Origin of the sequence: Pseudomonas sp. JZ114 (assembly GCF_051027705.1) — a bacterium.
Classification (GTDB): domain Bacteria; phylum Pseudomonadota; class Gammaproteobacteria; order Pseudomonadales; family Pseudomonadaceae; genus Chryseomonas; species Chryseomonas luteola.
Window position 1 is genome coordinate 16,945 of record NZ_CP069256.1, and the last position, 17,747, is coordinate 34,691.

16 protein-coding genes are annotated in these 17,747 nt (G+C 57.2%); 8 read left to right on the forward strand and 8 right to left on the reverse strand.

Annotation, left to right across the window (positions count from 1 at the left end; genetic code table 11):
• Window positions 1-12: 12 nt before the first annotated feature.
• From JQR90_RS00095 to def, 4 genes are all read right to left on the reverse strand, one after another.
• Entirely contained in the window at window positions 13-327 is a 315-nt protein-coding gene (locus JQR90_RS00095; protein WP_010796357.1) for a tetratricopeptide repeat protein, read from the reverse strand.
• 12 nt (window positions 328-339) lie between these two features.
• Complete coding sequence (gene rsmB, locus JQR90_RS00100; RefSeq protein WP_112297934.1) at window positions 340-1,647, reverse strand: 16S rRNA (cytosine(967)-C(5))-methyltransferase RsmB; 1,308 nt, start codon at window positions 1,645-1,647, stop codon at window positions 340-342.
• Window positions 1,644-2,588, reverse strand: coding sequence for a methionyl-tRNA formyltransferase (fmt, locus tag JQR90_RS00105; protein ID WP_010796359.1), 945 nt, complete (start codon window positions 2,586-2,588; stop codon window positions 1,644-1,646). The genes rsmB and fmt overlap by 4 nt, the downstream gene beginning before the upstream one ends.
• A 123-nt stretch (window positions 2,589-2,711) precedes the next feature.
• Complete coding sequence (gene def, locus JQR90_RS00110) at window positions 2,712-3,224, reverse strand: peptide deformylase (protein WP_010796360.1); 513 nt, start codon at window positions 3,222-3,224, stop codon at window positions 2,712-2,714.
• 143 nt (window positions 3,225-3,367) lie between these two features.
• Here def and JQR90_RS00115 point away from each other — a divergent pair, with 143 nt between their 5' ends.
• From JQR90_RS00115 to JQR90_RS00125, 3 genes are read left to right on the forward strand one after another with little or no spacing between them, the layout of a single operon-like run.
• A complete protein-coding gene (locus tag JQR90_RS00115; protein ID WP_010796361.1) occupies window positions 3,368-4,393 on the forward strand; it encodes a LysM peptidoglycan-binding domain-containing protein in 1,026 nt (341 codons plus the stop codon).
• 54 nt (window positions 4,394-4,447) lie between these two features.
• Window positions 4,448-5,563: a DNA-processing protein DprA gene (dprA, locus tag JQR90_RS00120; RefSeq protein WP_010796362.1), complete on the forward strand. Its 1,116-nt coding sequence runs from the start codon at window positions 4,448-4,450 to the stop codon at window positions 5,561-5,563.
• Window positions 5,564-5,614: 51 nt separating this feature from the next.
• Window positions 5,615-6,169, forward strand: a complete 555-nt coding sequence (locus tag JQR90_RS00125) for an L-threonylcarbamoyladenylate synthase (RefSeq protein ID WP_010796363.1) — start codon at window positions 5,615-5,617, stop codon at window positions 6,167-6,169.
• Between the two features lie 29 nt (window positions 6,170-6,198).
• Here JQR90_RS00125 and JQR90_RS00130 read toward each other — a convergent pair whose 3' ends face one another.
• Both JQR90_RS00130 and JQR90_RS00135 read right to left on the reverse strand, forming a co-directional pair.
• Window positions 6,199-9,849 carry a PAS domain S-box protein gene (locus tag JQR90_RS00130; protein ID WP_112297935.1) on the reverse strand — a complete coding sequence of 1,217 codons (3,651 nt, stop codon included), beginning with the start codon at window positions 9,847-9,849 and terminating at the stop codon, window positions 6,199-6,201.
• Between the two features lie 70 nt (window positions 9,850-9,919).
• Window positions 9,920-10,906: an NADPH:quinone reductase gene (locus JQR90_RS00135; RefSeq protein WP_010796365.1), complete on the reverse strand. Its 987-nt coding sequence runs from the start codon at window positions 10,904-10,906 to the stop codon at window positions 9,920-9,922.
• A 132-nt stretch (window positions 10,907-11,038) separates the two neighbouring features.
• Here JQR90_RS00135 and hemF point away from each other — a divergent pair, with 132 nt between their 5' ends.
• Together hemF and aroE are read left to right on the forward strand one after the other, a co-directional pair.
• The gene (gene hemF, locus JQR90_RS00140; protein WP_112297975.1) at window positions 11,039-11,953 is read left to right on the forward strand and encodes an oxygen-dependent coproporphyrinogen oxidase; all 915 of its coding nucleotides are present in this window, start codon (window positions 11,039-11,041) and stop codon (window positions 11,951-11,953) included.
• Window positions 11,954-11,988: 35 nt separating this feature from the next.
• On the forward strand, window positions 11,989-12,813 hold the full coding sequence (gene aroE, locus JQR90_RS00145; RefSeq protein WP_010796367.1) for a shikimate dehydrogenase: 825 nt from the start codon (window positions 11,989-11,991) through the stop codon (window positions 12,811-12,813).
• 348 nt (window positions 12,814-13,161) lie between these two features.
• On the opposite strand, the gene JQR90_RS00150 is transcribed toward aroE, so the two are convergent.
• Window positions 13,162-13,587 (reverse strand): OsmC family protein, encoded by a 426-nt coding sequence (locus JQR90_RS00150; RefSeq protein WP_010796368.1) that lies wholly within the window; start codon window positions 13,585-13,587, stop codon window positions 13,162-13,164.
• Between the two features lie 196 nt (window positions 13,588-13,783).
• On the opposite strand from JQR90_RS00150, the gene JQR90_RS00155 reads away from it, so the two are divergent.
• From JQR90_RS00155 to JQR90_RS00165, 3 genes are all read left to right on the forward strand, one after another.
• Window positions 13,784-14,764, forward strand: a complete 981-nt coding sequence (locus JQR90_RS00155; protein WP_010796369.1) for an aldo/keto reductase — start codon at window positions 13,784-13,786, stop codon at window positions 14,762-14,764.
• A gap of 160 nt (window positions 14,765-14,924) precedes the next feature.
• A complete protein-coding gene (locus JQR90_RS00160; protein ID WP_010796370.1) occupies window positions 14,925-15,359 on the forward strand; it encodes a winged helix-turn-helix transcriptional regulator in 435 nt (144 codons plus the stop codon).
• Window positions 15,356-16,354 (forward strand): LLM class flavin-dependent oxidoreductase, encoded by a 999-nt coding sequence (locus JQR90_RS00165; protein ID WP_010796371.1) that lies wholly within the window; start codon window positions 15,356-15,358, stop codon window positions 16,352-16,354. The genes JQR90_RS00160 and JQR90_RS00165 overlap by 4 nt, the downstream gene beginning before the upstream one ends.
• A gap of 115 nt (window positions 16,355-16,469) precedes the next feature.
• Here JQR90_RS00165 and rfbD read toward each other — a convergent pair whose 3' ends face one another.
• Window positions 16,470-17,348, reverse strand: coding sequence for a dTDP-4-dehydrorhamnose reductase (gene rfbD / locus JQR90_RS00170; RefSeq protein WP_010796372.1), 879 nt, complete (start codon window positions 17,346-17,348; stop codon window positions 16,470-16,472).
• Window positions 17,349-17,747: the final 399 nt, after the last annotated feature.

Here is a 17,747-nt window from a genome sequence, read left to right on the forward strand (position 1 = left end):
CCAGGCGTTGGCTTAGCCCTTCTTCTTGTCCAGACGCTTCAGGAAAACCGTCATTTCCTTTTCCGACTGCTTATCGCCCTTGGTCTGCGCAGCAGTCAGGCCTGACTGCCAGGCCGCGCGGGCACCTTCACTGTCTCCCTGCTGTTCCAAGGCCTTGCCGAGCAGCTTCCAGGCGGCCGAATAAGTGGCATCCTGCTCTACGCAGCGTTGAAGGTGTATAGCGGCCTGCGCGGCATTTCCGGCATCCAGATAGCCCTTGCCCAGCCCGAAACGCAACATGGGGTTATCCATGCCTTTGGCCAACATCTTTTCCAATGATTCGAGCATGGGCATTTCCTCTTATTTGGCGATCTTGATCAGCTTGGCGTAGTAGAACCCGTCGTGGCCATTTTCCTGAGGAAGTAGCTGCCGCCCGTGGGGCTGTTTGATTCCCCAGGGGGCTGGAATATCCAGCTCTCGAGCACCCGGTGTTCGGGCTAGAAACGCGCCGATGTTGGCGGTATTTTCGACCGGCATTACCGAGCACGTGGCGTACAGCAGAATGCCTCCCACCTCCAGCGTGGGCCAGAGTGCATCCAGGAGTTCGGCCTGCAGTTGGGCCAGGGCTGGGATGTCTTCGGGCTTGCGGGTGAGCTTGATGTCGGGATGACGACGGATGACGCCTGTGGCTGAACAGGGTGCGTCGAGCAGAATACGCTGGAACGGTTTGCCGTCCCACCAGTTATCTACTGCGCGGCCGTCCGCCGCAATCAAGGTGGCAGAAAGATTGAGGCGGCTGAGGTTTTCACGTACTCGGGCGAGACGCGCCTCTTCGGCATCGATAGCCACAACTTCGGCCAAGCGCTCTTCCCGCTCAAGGATGTGGCACGTCTTGCCGCCCGGTGCGCAGCAGGCATCCAGGACACGTTGACCCGGGGCCAGCTCCAGTAGCAGGGCTGACAGCTGCGCAGCTTCATCCTGAACGCTGACGCGTCCCTCGGCAAATCCCGGCAGGGTTTTAACGTCCTGAGCGACCACCAGGCGAATACCGTCCTCGCTGTAGGCGCAGGCTTCGGCCTCAACACCTGCGGCGACCAGTTCAGCCAGGTAGGCATCGCGCGTTCCCAGGCGATGGTTTACCCGCAGCATAAGCGGCGGATGCAAATTGTTGGCGTGGCAGATCGCTTCCCACTGCTCCGGCCAGCGGGCCTTGAGTTCTTTCTGTAACCAGCGCGGATGCGACAGCCGGGCCGCCGGATCACGCTCAAGACCTGCCAGCAGATCTTCGCCTTCGCGCTGGGCACGGCGCAGCACTGCATTGAGCAGGCTTTTTGCCCAAGGCTTTTTAAGCTTGTCCGCGCAGCCTACTGTTTCACCTAAAGCTGCATGGGCAGGCACGCGGGTGTAAAAAAGCTGATACAGACCAACCAGCAGCAGCGCTTCCACGTCGCGGTCCGCTGCCTTGAACGGTTTTTGTAACAGCTTCTCGGCCAACAGAGCCAACCGGGGTTGCCAGCGAGCGGTGCCAAAAGCTAGCTCCTGCACCAGCGCCCGATCTCGTGGATCAACCTTGTCCTGTTGAGCTGGCAGGCTGCTGCCCAGCGAGGCGCGGCCTGCCAGTACGGCAGCCAGTGCCCGAGCCGCAGCAAGACGGGGATTAAGACTCATAAGCCAAGTACCTGACCTTCGGCAAAGCGCTCACGGCGGGCATTGAGCAAGTCAGCAAACGCGAGCGGTTTACCGCCAGGAAACTGTATACGCGTTAACAGCAACGCGCCTTCACCACAGGCAACTCGTAAGCCTTCACGGCTGGCCTCCAGAATCTCACCTGGCTGTCCGTTACCGTCTACCACTGTTGCTGCGTAGATTTTCACGCCCTCTCCCGCCAAGGTGCTATGGCATAACGGCCATGGGTTGAAGGCACGAATCAGCCGTTCCAGATCGACAGCAGGACGACTCCAGTCCAGCTTGGCTTCTTCCTTATTAAGCTTATGAGCGTAGGTTGCCAAGGCATCATCTTGCAGCTTGTCTGGCAACGTACCGGCTGCCAGCGCAGGAATGGCTTCGACAACCGCTTCTGCGCCGAGTAAGGCGAGACGATCATGTAAGCTGCCACCAGAGTCCTCGGCGGTAATCGGTGTGCTTACCTTGCTCAGCATGGGACCGGTATCCAGGCCCGCTTCCATCCGCATGACCGTGACGCCCGTTTCGGTATCGCCCGCTTCGATGGCACGTTGAATTGGCGCAGCCCCTCGCCAGCGAGGCAACAGCGAGGCATGGCTGTTAATGCAGCCCAGGCGCGGAATATCCAGGACAGCTTGAGGCAGAATCAACCCATAGGCTACGACGATCAGCAGATCAGGCTTAAGGGCTGCAAGCTCTGCCTGTGCATCAGCGTTGCGTAGCGTCTGAGGTTGATACACCGGAATATTGTGAGATTCCGCCAGCTGCTTGACGGGACTCATCGCCAGTTTCTGCCCTCGTCCGGCTGGACGGTCAGGTTGTGTATACACGGCGGCTATCGAGTAGCCTACCCTTAACAAGGCATGCAGATGGCGGGCGGCAAATTCTGGTGTACCAGCAAAGACAATACGTAACGGTTGAGTCATGGGGCTCTCATGGATCAGTACAAGGCAGCAACTGCTCGCTACTATAAAGACGAGTCTTGCATAGGATAGAGGTCTTGGCACCAGAATGAAAAAGGCCTGCTGCTGCAGGCCTTTTCAGAGCAATCAGGCGTTCTGCTGGATACGGTGCTGCTTTTCCAGCTTTTTCTTGATGCGGTCACGCTTGAGCGAGGACAGATAATCCACAAACAGCTTACCGTTGAGGTGGTCGACCTCATGCTGGATGCACACAGCCAGCAGACCTTCACAGATCATCTCGAACGGCTCGCCGTTACGATCAAGGGCATTCACCTTGACGCGCTCGGGCCGCTCTACTTTCTCATAGAAGCCCGGCACGGACAGGCAGCCTTCCTGGTACTCGCCCAGATCCTGGGTCAGGGGTTCCAGTTTGGGGTTGATGAACACGAGCGGCTGACTCTTGTCTTCACTGATATCGATGACGATCAGCTGCTTGTGAACATTGACTTGGGTAGCGGCCAATCCTATGCCAGGTGCTTCGTACATGGTTTCGAACATGTCATCGATCACCTGACGAAGGGCATCGTCCACCTCCGCAACCGGCTTGGCGATAGTACGCAAGCGGGGATCAGGGAATTCTAGGATATTTAAAAGGGCCATGATGTGTGTGAAGCACGTGTGGAATAAATTCGAAAGGCACTGCTAAGATGCAGCAGCGTTGATTTAACAGCCCCGCCAGGGAGTGATTGGGGTATTCCCTCAGGGTTTTTTTGCATATTGCACATAGTAAAGGGATTCACCGGATGAGGAAATCGTTGTTCGCCCTGTTGCTGGTGGCGGCTAGCAGTTGGGTGCAGGCCGACGTACAGCTGCGCCAGGGGCATCCAGACAGTTACACGGTGGTGCGCGGCGATACCCTTTGGGATATTTCCGGCAAATTTTTGAGCAAGCCCTGGCAGTGGCCAGAAATATGGCATGCCAACCCACAGGTCGAAAACCCGCATTTGATCTATCCCGGCGATAGACTGAGTCTTGTCTACGTGGACGGGCAGCCTCGGCTGATGCTCAACCGTGGCGAGTCCCGTGGCACGATCAAACTGTCGCCTACCATCCGGTCGACACCGATTGCCGAAGCGATACCGACGATTCCGCTGGAGGCCATCAACAGCTTCCTGCTGTCGAACCGTGTGATCGATGATGCCAATCAATTCAGGAACGCCCCCTATATCGTGGCCGGCAATGCCGAGCGTGTTGTCAGTGGCGCCGGTGATCGAGTCTACGCACGTGGTCACTTCACCGAGGACCAGCCTGCCTACAGTATTTATCGGCAGGGAAAAGCGTATAAAGATCCCCAGACTGAAGAATTTCTGGGCATCAACGCCGATTATATCGGTAGCGGCGACAAGGTGACCTCTGAAGGCGACATGACCACGCTGGTGCTCAGCCGCTCCAATGAAGAGGTTCGCCTGGGCGATCGCCTGTTCCCCACCGAGCAGCGTGTCGTCAACTCGACCTTTATGCCCAGTGCACCCGACAGGGACATCAACGGAATCATTCTTGATGTTCCGCGTGGTGTTACCCAGATCGGCCAGTTCGATGTGGTCATCATCAACAAGGGTATGCGTGACGGGCTGGTCGAAGGCAACGTACTGGCTGTCTACAAGACCGGCGAAACCGTACGCGACCGGGTAACGGGTGATAACGTCAAGGTGCCCGACGAGCGCTCTGGTCTGCTGATGATCTTTCGCACCTATGACAAGCTCAGCTATGGCCTGGTCCTGAATGCGACTCGTCAGCTCTCGGTTCTGGACAAGGTCCGTAATCCCTAAATAGTCACACTGGCGCAGCCTTTCAAGGGGTGCGCCACGATCAAGGATGATCGTATGTCGTTTTCTTCCCCGGCGGAGCTTGAAGCCCGCCTGCGTCTGCATAACCTCCCTGAGATTGGTCCGCGCCGCTTTCACCATCTGATTCATGCCTTTGGCAGTGCTTCGGCAGCGCTCAGTGCGCCGGCTTCCGCCTGGCAGGCATTGGGTATTCCGGGCGTCTGCGCAGACGCCCGCCGTACCGCTGAAACCCGTGAACGTGCAGCCCATGCTCTCGCCTGGCTGGAAAGTGAACATCACCACTTGGTGTGTTGGGATGATCCTCGCTATTCCGCATTACTGGCCGAAACCAAGGGGGCGCCACCTCTGCTCTATGTAGCGGGAGCCGTGGAACTGTTGGAGCGGCCCCAGCTCGCCCTGGTCGGCAGCCGCCAGGCGAGTGCCTATGGGCTTGATAACGCTCGCCGATTTTCCAAGAGCCTTGCGGCGGCAGGTTTCTGCGTAACCAGCGGCCTTGCGCTCGGCGTCGATGGAGCGGCTCACGAAGGTGCACTGGAAGCCAGCGGTGCTACGATTGCCGTATTGGGCACAGGACTTGAGCGACTCTATCCTCGTCGCCATATCAGCCTGGCTCGTCGTATTGTCGAGCACGGTGGCGCGCTGGTGTCAGAGCTACCCTTGGATGCAGCACCCAACGCCGCCAACTTTCCGCGGCGTAACCGTATCATCAGCGGGTTATCACTCGGTGTACTGGTGGTCGAGGCGAGTCCTTCGAGTGGCTCCCTGATCACAGCGCGGCTGGCAGCAGAGCAAGGACGTGAAGTGTTTGCCATTCCCGGCTCGATTCACCATCCAGGCGCACGTGGCTGCCATCAGCTGGTCCGTGAGGGGGCGCAACTGGTCGAGAGTATCGAACATATTCTGGAATCGCTCAGAGGGTGGCAGGCACCGTTTGGACAGTCGTCCCTGCCCTTGATGAATGAGCCCGAACCAGCAGATGTTCCACGTGAAACGCATCCTTTGCTGGACGTGCTGAGGGCTTCCCCCCAAAACAGCGAGACGCTTGCCCAGCTCAGCGGTTACGAGGTTTCTCATTTGCTGGCCGAGCTGACGGAGCTTGAGCTGGATGGCCGTGTGGCCCGTGAAAATGGACTTTGGGTCTATCGAGCGTGACGGGTCAGTCTCGGTTAAACTCGTGATCTTTTTATGGACAGGAGTGAACCGATGCTCAGCTGCTGGCGCGTTCAATATGCTGCTCACGTCATACGTCACGGCGGTGTAATCGCCTACCCGACCGAGGCAGTCTGGGGCCTGGGATGTGATCCCTGGGATGCGGCTGCGGTCTATCGGTTGCTGCGTATCAAGCAGCGCCCGCTGGAAAAGGGTTTGATTGTAGTGGCCGACAACATCAGGCAGTTCGATTTCCTGCTGCATGATCTGCCCAAGGAATGGAAGGACAAACTGTCGAGCACATGGCCAGGGCCCAATACCTGGCTGGTACCGCACCAGAACCGCTTGCCGGGCTGGGTGACGGGTGTGCATCAAACGGTAGCGTTGCGTGTGACTGACCACCCTCTGGTGCGTGAACTGTGTGCCTTGAGCGGCCCGATCATTTCTACCTCCGCCAACCCGGCGGGACGTCCGGCCGCCCGTTCACGGCTTAAGGTTGAGCAGTATTTTTCCGGAGAGCTGGACGCCGTGCTGGGCGGTGCGCTGGGTGGTCGCAGAAGCCCCAGCGTTATCCGCGATCTGGAAACAGGTCAGGTCTTTCGTCCCTGATAGTAGAGCTGACCTCTATGGCTAAATAGTCAGCTCTGGGGTTCGTCAACAAGCATATGACGGACCCGGTTGGCCAGCTCATCGATCAGGAAAGGCTTGCCGATTATGTCGGTACCTTCGGTCAGACTACCCTTGGGCTGGACGGCTTCGCCCGCATAGCCGGTCATGAAGAGAATCTTCAATGTCGGACGTGACGCTCGTGCCCGCTCGGCCAGTTGCGTACCGCTCATGCCGGGTAGCCCTACATCGGTAATCAGTAGATCCACCGGCGCGTCGGATTCCAGGATAGCCAGGGCCTCATGTGCATGGTGAGTATCCTGGGCCGCGTACCCCAACTCATTGAGTACTTCGACCACGAGCAGGCGAACGGCCGAGTCATCACCCACGACCAGAATGGACTCGCCGTTTCCTGGCGCTACGACTGCTTCGACTTCCTCTTGATCCAGAGACTCGGCTTGAAGTGCACGGGGGAAATACAGGGTAATCGTTGTGCCTTGCCCTACTTCGCTTTGCAAGGTGACATGGCCGCCGGACTGTTTGACGAAACCATAGATCATCGACAGACCCAGGCCTGTGCCCTGCCCGATGGGCTTGGTAGTAAAGAACGGGTCGAAGGCCTTGGCTACGACCTCCGGACTCATACCGGTACCGCTGTCCCGTACTGTTAGCGTGACGTAGTGACCTGGATTCAGATCTTCCAGCGGATGGGTTGCCTCATTGAAAAAATGACCTGTCTTGAGTACCAAAGTGCCCCCGTCAGGCATTGCGTCGCGCGCGTTGATGACCAGGTTCAACAGGGCGTTTTCCAGCTGGTTGGTATCCGACAGGGCATGCCAGAGATGGGGATGCAGCTGGGTGATGATTTCGATGTGCTCGCCGAGGGTTCGCCGGACCAGATCTTCCAGCGAAGTGACGAGGGCATTCAGATCGATGGGCTGAGGATCGAGTGTCTGGCGACGAGCAAAGGCCAGCAGGCGCTGCGTCAATGTGGCAGCACGATGAGCCGAGACACTGGCGGCCTCCATGTAGCGCTCCAGCCCTTGAAGCTGCTGGCTGCCAATTCGGCGTTTCATGATTTCAAGCGAACCAATAATGCCAGTCAGCAGGTTATTAAAGTCATGGGCAATACCGCCGGTGAGTTGCCCGACCGCTTCCATCTTCTGCGACTGGCGTAGGGCTTCCTCGGTCTGCTTGAGCATGACCGCCGCCTCCACTTCAGCTGTGACATCCCGCGCAAAGACATAAACCTGTCCATCCTTATCGGCCGTGGCCTTCCAATCGATCCAATGCCATTCGCCTGAGCGGGCTCGGTAGCGGCTGCGAAGGCCATTGATCGTCTCGCCGATCGGGAGCTGTCGAAAATGCTGTGTGGGCGATGGATCGTCGGGATACTCGAGACGGGAAGGCTCAAATGCCAGCAGCTCCGATTGGGACCAGCCCAGCTGGCGCGTCCAGGCCGGGTTCAGGCTTTGCCAGCGCTCACGCGCGAACACACCCAAGAGATCGTCAGACAGTGCCCAGGTGCGGTCGCGTTCGGCGGTTCGTTCGGCAACCCGTTGCTCCAGGGTTTCGTTCAGCTGGCGCAAACGCTGCTCGACCTGGCGAATCTCGGTGATGTCTGTGTGTACGCCTACCCATTCGACAATGACGCCCTCTTCAATGACCGGGATCGCCCGGACCGAAAAGATCCGCCACTTGCCGTTCTGGCAACGCACGCGTTGTTCGTCGTGAAAGGTCTTGCGTCCACGTAGAGCAGCACGCCACCGCTTGAGCGAGCGAGGCGCATCTTCGGGATGCAGCGCGCGGGTCCAGCCCGTGCCCTGATATTCCTCATACGTCTGGCCCGTCAGAGCACTCCAGGCTGGCTGTTCTCCAATCATGCGGCCCTTGGCGTTATTGGTCCACAGCACCCCCTGAACCGCATCGACCGCGGCGCGGAACCGCTGGTTGGACAGGTGCAGCGACGCTTCGGCCTGCTTGCGTTGGGTAATGTCCACAACCACGGCACTGACATACTGAGGCATGCCCTCTGCGTCGTGGGCCAGCGAGACGTGCAAGCTGGTCCAGACATGGGAGCCATCCGGCCGCATATAGCGCTTGTCGACCAGATAGGACTCCCCCGTCTTGAACATCTGCTGGGTCAGCACCTTGCTGGTCTGGCGATCTGACGGATGCGTCAGTGCATCGACATTACTGCCGATCAACTCTTCTTCGGAGCGCCCGAGAATCTCGCAGTAGCGTGCATTGACGAGCACGATCGTGCCGTTGAGGTCCGTCTGGCAGATACCGACCGCAGCCTGGTTGATCAACGTGGACAAGCGGTTGGTACGGTCCTGCAGAGTGGCTTCAGCCTGAAGCCGATCTTCGATATCGATGGAAACAGTCACCGAGGCGATGACCTCGCCTTCGGAATTACGCACGGGCGCGCTGGAAACTTCAAATGTGCGAACGGTCCCGTCCGCGCGCCGATAGATCATGGGCTCCGGTGGTATGGGATTTCCAGAGGAAAGCGCTCGTACCGTCGGGTAGTCCTCAATGGCATAGGGTCGGCCATCAGAATGAACCGCTCCCAGATGCTTGTAGCGATGCAGACTCTCCCCGCCCGGTGTAATGCCAAGCTGGTTCTGAATCTGCTTGTTCAGCATCAATGAGCGCCCGGTGCCCGCTTCGGAGATGGAAATACCCAGAGGGGCCTGCTCCAGGACGCTAGTCAGCAAGCCACTTTCGAGCTGTAGCCGGGCTTGGCTTTGGTGAAGTTGATCCTGTGCCCTGGCCTTTTCGATGGCGACCGACGCGAACTGCGCCAACTGCACCACAATGGCTTCGTCCGCCTCATCGAACTCACCCGTGAACTTATCCGAAAGCTGGATCAGACCCAGATTGGTGCCCTGATGGCTGATCAACGGGACCGCCAGCCAACCGCGCATGGGTGGATGTTCATTGACATAGGTGCCAAAGTTCTTCCAGCGCGTATGCGCTTCCAACTCGGCCTGGGTCATGCGCACGGGCTGATTGGTCTCGCAGACCATGGCATAGATGCCACCGCCGCTGGGCAGGGCGTCGAGATGGCGCCACTTCGCGTATTTCTCGGAAAGCGACACGCTGGTGATGGATTGGCTCCAGTCTTCACCCTGGGTCATGCTGACTACGGATTGGTGAGCCCCAACGATCAGGCGGGCCTGCTCGGTAATGGCGTCCACGGTGGTTTTCATGTCGGGCGCCGAGGTAATCGCCCGCGTTGCTTCGGCCAATGCCTTGAGCTGGGTCACGCGGCGGCTGAGCGTGTCAGTCAGATGATCGCGGTCGCGCTCGGTATGCAGGGATTGGGTTCGATCCCGCAGGGTCAGCAGAAAGCCGAGATGAAGGTCGTCTTTCATGAGCGGTACGGTTCGCGCACTTCCCCAGAACTGCGTGCCGTCGCGGCGTACATACCAGCGCTGGCTGTTCACATGACCTTTCGCTCGGGCCGTTTGCCGTTCCTGATGAAGAATGGGACCGATGAGGTCTTCGGCGTTGAGCAGGAACTCGACGGTCTTCCCGACTGCCTCGGCCTCGCTCCAGCCGAACAGCGTCTGGGCACCGGCATTCCAGCTGGTCAGTCGCCCGTCCAGGTCCGTGGTAATGATGGCGTAATCCGTAGCGCTGTCGAGGATCGCAGCGAGGAGGGCTTGATGAGGCATACGATCGACACAGGCTCCAAATCAGCGGTACTACGGAGGAGGCAAGCCAGGCTTGCCTCCTTTCCTGCAATTATGACCGTTCCAGGATCAGAACGGTTGACCCCGTTGTTTCACGGCCTGCCAAGGCACGTTGCGCCTGGGCGGCTTCGGATAACGGGTAGCGTTGGTTGATCTCGATCTTGAGCGTACCGTTGGCGACCAGGCCGAAGAGTTCGTCTGCCATGGATTGCAGCCGTTCTGGCGTATCGGCATAGCCTGCCAGGGACGGACGTGTGACAAACAGCGAGCCTTTCTGGTTCAAGATCGCCAGGTTGACCCCTGTCACAGCGCCAGACGAATTTCCAAAACTGACCATCAGGCCACGCGGTGAGATGCAATCCAGCGACGCCTCCCAGGTATCCTTGCCGACACTGTCATAAACGACCGGACACTTCCTGCCATTGGTCAGCTCAAGGACTCGCTTGGCGATATCCTCTTCCTTGTAATTGATTGTCTCCCAGGCGCCCAGGCGACGGGCATGTTCGGCCTTGGCCGCAGAGCCCACCGTGCCGATCACGCGCACACCCAGCGATTTTGCCCACTGACAGGCCAGGGAGCCGACGCCGCCCGCAGCGGCATGAAACAGGATGGTTTCGCCCGCTTCGACACGATAGGTCTGGCGCAGCAGGTACTGGACGGTCAGCCCCTTGAGCATGACCGCTGCCGCCTGCTCAAAGCTGACGCTTGCAGGCAGGTGAACCAGATTACGCTCCGGCAGGGTGTGGACTTCGGCATAGGCGCCCAGCGGGCCGGTGGCATAGGCAACCCGATCTCCAACCTTGAACCGCGTTACGCCACTGCCGATGGCCTCGACAATCCCTGCGCCTTCACTGCCCAGCCCGGATGGCAAAGTACCAAGGGGATACAGGCCGCCCCGGTAGTAGGTATCGATAAAGTTGAGTCCAATGGCCTCATTGCGGACACGTACCTCGTTCGGCCCTGGTTCGGCAGGTGTGAAATCGACATATTCGAGCACTTCCGGGCCGCCGGTGCGGCTGAACTGGATACGTTTTGCCATGGGGATTTCCTTGTAAGAATAGTGGCTGAACCTTAATCCAATCCCTTGCAGAGGCCTGCGTCAACCGGCAAAGCACCCTCCGGTGGTATGATTCAGGACTTTCTTTACCCTGCCCTACTCCAGGTGATGACCGTGAAAGACCGAATCGAAGCCGTAAAGGCATACCTGCTCGATCTACAGGATCGCATCTGCCAGTCCTTGGAAGCGGAGGATGGTCATGCCCGGTTCATGGAGGAGGCCTGGACACGCCCTACCGGCGGCGGTGGTCGTACGCGTGTGATTGGTGAAGGTGCCGTCATCGAAAAAGGCGGTGTGAACTTTTCTCATGTCCACGGCGACAGCATGCCGCCTTCGGCCAGCGCCCATCGTCCTGAGCTGGCAGGTCGTAGTTTCGAGGCCATGGGCGTCTCGCTGGTGATCCACCCTGAAAACCCGAATGTACCCACCTCCCACGCCAATGTGCGTTTCTTCATCGCTGAAAAAGACGGTGAAGAACCGGTCTGGTGGTTTGGTGGCGGTCTGGATCTGACGCCTTATTATGGTAACGAGGAAGACTGTATCCACTGGCACCGGGTGGCACGGGATGCCTGTGCGCCATTCGGTGAAGACGTCTACCCGCGTTACAAAGCCTGGTGTGATCGTTACTTCCAGATCAAGCATCGCAACGAGCCGCGTGGAATCGGTGGCCTGTTCTTCGATGATCTGAACGAGTGGGACTTCGAGACCAGCTTTGCCTTTCTGCGGGCTATTGGCGATGCCTACCTGAACGCCTACCTGCCGATTGTACAGCGTCGTCGGAACGAGCCTTTTACCGAAGCACAGCGCGAGTTCCAGGCCTATCGTCGCGGCCGCTACGTGGAGTTCAACCTGGTCTATGACCGCGGCACCCTGTTCGGTCTGCAATCGGGAGGCCGTACCGAGTCGATCCTGATGTCCCTGCCACCCATCGTGCGTTGGGGATATGACTGGAAGCCGGCGCCCGGTAGCGAAGAGGCTCGTTTGACCGAGTACTTCCTGACCGACCGTGACTGGTTGGCTGATACCTGATACCGACCCATTGATCTTTGCTTCAAGGACATCTCATGGACCGTTATGCCGTCATTGGCAACCCTGTCGCCCATAGCAAGTCGCCTGCCATTCATAGCCGCTTTGCCGAGCAGACAGGACAGGCCATGCGCTACGACACTTGGCTTGCGCCGCTTGGCGAGTTCGAGCGCAGCGCGCGTGAGTTTTTTGCCAATGCGGCAGGCGCTAATGTGACGGTCCCGTTCAAAGAGGATGCCTTTCGATTTGCCGATGAGCTGACTGAGCGTGCCCGACGTGCCGGTGCGGTCAATACGCTAAAGAAGCGGAAAGACGGGACCTTTCTGGGTGACAACACTGACGGTGCCGGACTGGTTCGTGATCTGACGGTCAATGCAGGCCTGTCCCTGACTGGCAAGCGTATCCTCATCCTGGGCGCTGGTGGTGCCGTACGTGGCGTGTTGGAGCCTATCCTGGCGGAGCGGCCTGCCGCTCTGGTCATTGCCAATCGGACCGAGAGCAAGGCCATACAACTGGCGCGTGAATTTGCAGCGCTGGGAATGATCGAGGCGGCAGCGTTCAACCTTGAGGCGGAGCCGTTCGACCTGATCGTCAATGGCACTGCTGCCAGCCTTTCCGGCGATGTTCCCCCTATCACCCCTGCCCTGGTCCGCGCTGGGGTAACCGTTACTTACGACATGATGTACAGCAAGGAGCCAACGCCCTTCTGTTGTTGGTCAACCACACACGGCGCAGTACAAGCCCTGGATGGTCTGGGTATGCTAGTTGAGCAGGCTGCCGAAGCATTTTACCTTTGGCGCGGCATACGGCCGGAGAGCGGCCCGGTATTGCATGAACTCAGACAGCAGCTAGCGGCGTCCTGATTAGAGCATTGCGTCCTCTGGATAGCTTTATTAAGAGACCTGCTGCTGACACATGTGGATAAGTAATGCCTGTACAAAACGATCCGAACATTATCCACGCTGAAAATGGATATTGCAGCAGGCCTTTTTTGACTGACAGGATTTATGGCTTGAAGGCAAAAGACAGGCGTATTAAGACGAAGTAGCAATAGAGTTTGCTATAGCGATGTGGATAAGATTCAATTCCTGTGCGTAATTGGGGAGATATACACAGGCTTCATGTTGTCTTTATCTACGCTTGAAGAAGGACGCTGGAAGGTATTTGCGGCAACCAGTGCCCGGCAGCGTAGCCAGGCACTGAGTTGAATATCAGTTCAGCAATGTGGCATCCAGGCTGATCTTGGCGTTCAGTACCTTGGAGACCGGGCAGCCTTCCTTCGCCTTGTTGGCGATGGCCTGGAATTGGTCGTTGTCGATGCCTGGGATTTTGGCCGACATGGTCAAATCAATCGTCGTGATTTCGAAGCCTTCGCCTACTTTATCGAGCGTAACCACTGCCTTGGTTTCGATACGCTCGGCTGTGAAGTTCTCCATTCCCAGCATCATGGAAAAGGCCATGGAGAAGCAGCCCGCATGCGCTGCGCCAATCAGCTCCTCAGGGTTAGTGCCGGGCTGGTCTTCGAAGCGAGTGTTGAAACCGTAGGGATTTTCCTTCAGCGCGCCGCTGCCGGTGGAAATCGTACCTTTACCGTCCTTCAAACCACCTTGCCATACAGCAGATGCTGTCTTTTTCATGGTTCCTCTCCTGTGGATGACTCGAGTTATATGTGAAATCGGATGCTGGGCAAAGTTCGTTGGAGGGTGCGGCGAAACGTAAGGCGTACAGGTGGTGTTCATCAGGGTAAGGTAAAAAGGCCGGAGCAAATGGCCAGGGTTGTGGTCAGCCTATGACCTGCCTTTTCTCCGGTCTGATTCATTTCAAGGAGTCGTCATGGACTATAAGAACCTCGGGTCTACGGGCCTGAAAATTTCTCCGCTGTGCCTGGGCTGTATGACCTACGGCGTGCCTGAACGTGGTAATCATCCATGGACGATGGGCGAAGAAGAGAGTCGCCCGCTATTCAAGAAAGCCCTCGACATGGGCATTAACTTCTTTGATACCGCCAACGCCTATTCCGATGGTACCAGTGAGGAAATCGTCGGTCGGGTGCTGAAGGATTTTGCCCAGCGTGACGAGATTGTGCTGGCCACCAAGGTCTATTTTCCGATGCGCAACAAGCCCAACGTGGGCGGCCTGTCACGTAAGGCGATCTTTGCCAGTATCGATGCCAGCCTCAAGCGCTTGGGCACTGACTACGTGGACCTGTACCAGATCCACCGCTGGGATTATGAAACGCCCATCGAAGAAACCATGGAAGCGCTGCACGATGTAGTAAAGGCGGGTAAGGCGCTGCATATCGGTGCGTCCAGCATGTACGCCTGGCAATTCGCCAAAGCTCTGCATGTGGCGGATCGAAATGGTTGGACCCGTTTCGTCACCATGCAGAATTATGTGAACCTGCTGTATCGCGAAGAAGAGCGCGAAATGCTGCCGCTCTGCCGTGACGAAGGCATAGGGGTCATTCCCTGGAGCCCCATGGCACGTGGAAGGCTGACCCGAGATTGGGATACCAGCAGCGCACGCGTTGAGAGTGACGAGTTTGGCAAGAGCCTGTATGCCAATACGGCCGATGCCGACCGCCGTGTGGTTGAGCGTGTGGCCGAGATTGCCAACGAGCGTGGCGTACCGCGTGCACAAGTGGCACTGGCCTGGGTTGTGCAAAAACCGGGCATCAGTGCACCCATCATTGGTGCGTCCAAACCGCAGCACCTCGAAGACGCTGTGGCCGCCCTCTCGCTCAACCTGACCGCCGAAGAGATCGCCCGCCTTGAGGAACCTTACGTCCCTCATGGTGTGGTCGGTTTTGCCTGATCACGGTCTTTCCGGTACGACACCTGTCGTACCGGAAAGACCGCGCCATTACCTCACCCTATCGGTTTCATAGTCACTAAAAAGAGCCAGGTTACTTTTAATAACTGCCTTAAAGGCGTAAAGTGAGTTTCTTGATGTAATCACGCTCAGCGAGGTTGCCATGGACGATTTTAACAAGTCCGCTACCGGGCGCCGCCGACTGAAAAACCACGACTGCCCTATCCGTGATGTGCTGGACCGTGTAGGCGATGCCTGGTCGGTACTGGCTGTTTTCAAGCTGGACAGCGGACCACTGCGTTTCAATGAACTCAAGCGTCAGATCGATGGCATTTCCCAACGAATGCTGACCGTCACGTTGCGCAACCTGGAGCGCGATGGATTGATTACCCGAACGGTCATTCCCTCAACGCCGCCCCAGGTGGAATACGCCCTGACCGGGATCGGGCAAAGCCTGGTCATTCCCATCAGAGCCTTGGCCGATTGGGCCGCTCAATCGCAGCCGATCATTCAGCAGGCGCGCGATACCTACGATCTGGCCGTGCGGCAGCGGCAAATTGAAGAGCCTGCCGCGGCTAACGAGGAGACTTCTGCATGACTCAACTCAAAGACACTGCCATTTCCGTTCTGGACCTGGCGCCGGTACGGGACGATGGCAACGCGGCCCAGGCTCTGCACAACTCACTCGACCTTGCTCGCCATGCGGAGCGGCTGGGCTATAACCGATTCTGGGTCGCTGAGCATCACAACATGGACGGTATCGCCAGCTCAGCCACGGCCGTTCTGCTCGGATACCTGGCGGGTGGTACATCCACGATCCGCATCGGCTCCGGTGGCATCATGCTGCCCAACCACGCCCCTCTTGTTGTGGCCGAGCAGTTCGGCACGCTGGATGCTCTGTATCCGGGCCGTATCGATCTGGGGCTTGGCCGTGCGCCCGGGTCCGATCAGATGACCGCCCATGCGCTGCGTCGCGATCGTTTGGGAAGCGCCGATGACTTCCCTTCCGACGTAGAGGAGCTGCAGTACTTTCTGGGTCCACGACAGGAAGAACAGCGGGTAATCGCCGTGCCGGGTGTCGATAGCAACATACCGATCTGGCTATTGGGGTCGAGCCTGTTCAGTGCTCAGCTGGCGGCTGCCAAAGGTTTGCCGTATGCCTTTGCATCCCATTTTGCGCCACGCTATATGCATGAAGCGATTCGTCTGTACCGTGAAAACTTCCGCCCTTCCGAGGTGCTGGACAAGCCCTATGTCATGCTGGGTGTTCCGCTGGTTGCTGCAGACAGCGACGAGGAAGCCAATTACCTGGCAAGCACGGTTTATCAGCGCGTCCTGGCATTGATGCGTGGCCAAAGCCTGGTGCTTCGCCCGCCGGTTCGAAACATGAGTCCTGAATGGTTGCCCCATGAAAAAGACGCTGTGCTGAACATGCTGGGCATGGCGATTATTGGTGGGCCGGACAAGGTACGCGAGCGGGTCGATTTGCTGCTTGAGAAGACCGACGCTGATGAATTGATTTTCACCTGCGATGTGTATGAACATGCTGATCGACTCAAATCGTATCAGATTCTGGCCGAACTTAAAGGCTGATATAAAAAGGGCGCTATGGCGCCCTTTTTCATAACGTTAAACTAATAATACTGATATCAGCGCATTCTAAAGAGATATCAATCAGCTATTAAGTTAATATTACTTTATTAGCGGGCTATTTATCTGCAAAGTTCTGTTGCCAGAACTGTTCGAAGGCTTCTTTCCACTCGGGTAATTGCACGCCCCAGTTAGTCTGAATACGTGAGCAATCCATTCGTGAATTAGCTGGACGTTTCGCTGGAGTGGGATACTCATACGTGGCAATAGGATAAAGCCGGGCACGTAAACGGCCTTGCTCTTCAAGTTTCTGAGCGATCGTTTCGGTAAAGCCAAACCAGGATGTCTTGCCTGTCGAGGTAAGGTGGTAAATACCCCAGGGGCCTGGGTTGCCCATGGTAATGCGATCTACGATGTGGCTAGTGGCTGAGGCAATCGTATCGGACCAAGTCGGTATGCCGATCTGATCATCTACAACGCGCAATTCGTCTTTTTCCTGCAGCAGGCGATGCATGGTACGAACAAAGTTGTGACCATCCTGGGAGTAAACCCAACTGGTTCGCAGAATCAGATACTGTCCGCCTACGGCCTGAACCGCCTGTTCGCCAGCCAGCTTGCTTTCGCCATACACGCTGGTGGGGTGGGTGGCATCCTCTTCACTGTAGGGCTCGTTCTTGTCACCATCAAATACATAGTCGGTCGAATAGTGGATGAACGGAATGGCCCGTGCCACAGCCTCCTCCACCAGAATCCGCGGTGCCTCTGCGTTTACCTTGAAAGCCATCTCGGCGTCGGTCTCGGCCTTGTCCACAGCCGTATACGCAGCAGCATTGATAATCAGGTCTGGCTGCACACGTCGAACGGTTTCACGAATGGCCTCTTCATTTGCAAGATCCATGGCATCACGACCCAGAACAACAAGTTCATGATCGGTTTTAAGGCTTCTTTGCAGCGCTTGAGAGACCTGACCGCTTCGACCTGTAATTAAAATTTTCATACTTCTCCAGCCTGATCGAGCGGCATTAACCCAAAAGCAGTGAGCTAGTTGATTAAGAACCCGATAGTGGTTGGTTTAATAATGAGCGACTGATGCTCAATTATTGCCCAACAATAAATCAATGTGATGGTCGCTATGTTGAACGCGTTTAAAAGTTAAGCAAACTTTAAATAAAGCGAAAAAACAGAGCACCGCAGTTTATAAAAAACCAGGGCGATAGTGTGCCTGCCTATACGGGCAAGGCCAGAGGCGGGGCGGAGCGCTATGGCGGCGTGGGCAGCCAGAAAAGGAGATTGGTCATAAAACGTGCCAATAACAGCGTGCTTAGTCGGCGAACACTAACACACCTTTGTGACGGTTTGTCAGCAAAGTTGTTTCAAGACAGACAAACCTTTACAG

Bases quoted from the DNA above. Each gene is read 5' to 3' on its own strand.
- rfbD (WP_010796372.1), bottom strand. From the start codon at position 17,348: ATGAAAATTTTAATTACAGGTCGAAGCGGTCAGGTCTCTCAAGCGCTG.
- JQR90_RS00130 (WP_112297935.1), bottom strand. From the start codon at position 9,849: ATGCCTCATCAAGCCCTCCTCGCTGCGATCCTCGACAGCGCTACGGAT.
- def (WP_010796360.1), bottom strand. From the start codon at position 3,224: ATGGCCCTTTTAAATATCCTAGAATTCCCTGATCCCCGCTTGCGTACT.
- JQR90_RS00125 (WP_010796363.1), top strand. From the start codon at position 5,615: ATGCTCAGCTGCTGGCGCGTTCAATATGCTGCTCACGTCATACGTCAC.
- fmt (WP_010796359.1), bottom strand. From the start codon at position 2,588: ATGACTCAACCGTTACGTATTGTCTTTGCTGGTACACCAGAATTTGCC.
- JQR90_RS00115 (WP_010796361.1), top strand. From the start codon at position 3,368: ATGAGGAAATCGTTGTTCGCCCTGTTGCTGGTGGCGGCTAGCAGTTGG.
- JQR90_RS00165 (WP_010796371.1), top strand. From the start codon at position 15,356: ATGACTCAACTCAAAGACACTGCCATTTCCGTTCTGGACCTGGCGCCG.
- JQR90_RS00160 (WP_010796370.1), top strand. From the start codon at position 14,925: ATGGACGATTTTAACAAGTCCGCTACCGGGCGCCGCCGACTGAAAAAC.
- rsmB (WP_112297934.1), bottom strand. From the start codon at position 1,647: ATGAGTCTTAATCCCCGTCTTGCTGCGGCTCGGGCACTGGCTGCCGTA.
- aroE (WP_010796367.1), top strand. From the start codon at position 11,989: ATGGACCGTTATGCCGTCATTGGCAACCCTGTCGCCCATAGCAAGTCG.
- JQR90_RS00095 (WP_010796357.1), bottom strand. From the start codon at position 327: ATGCTCGAATCATTGGAAAAGATGTTGGCCAAAGGCATGGATAACCCC.
- JQR90_RS00150 (WP_010796368.1), bottom strand. From the start codon at position 13,587: ATGAAAAAGACAGCATCTGCTGTATGGCAAGGTGGTTTGAAGGACGGT.
- dprA (WP_010796362.1), top strand. From the start codon at position 4,448: ATGTCGTTTTCTTCCCCGGCGGAGCTTGAAGCCCGCCTGCGTCTGCAT.
- JQR90_RS00155 (WP_010796369.1), top strand. From the start codon at position 13,784: ATGGACTATAAGAACCTCGGGTCTACGGGCCTGAAAATTTCTCCGCTG.
- JQR90_RS00135 (WP_010796365.1), bottom strand. From the start codon at position 10,906: ATGGCAAAACGTATCCAGTTCAGCCGCACCGGCGGCCCGGAAGTGCTC.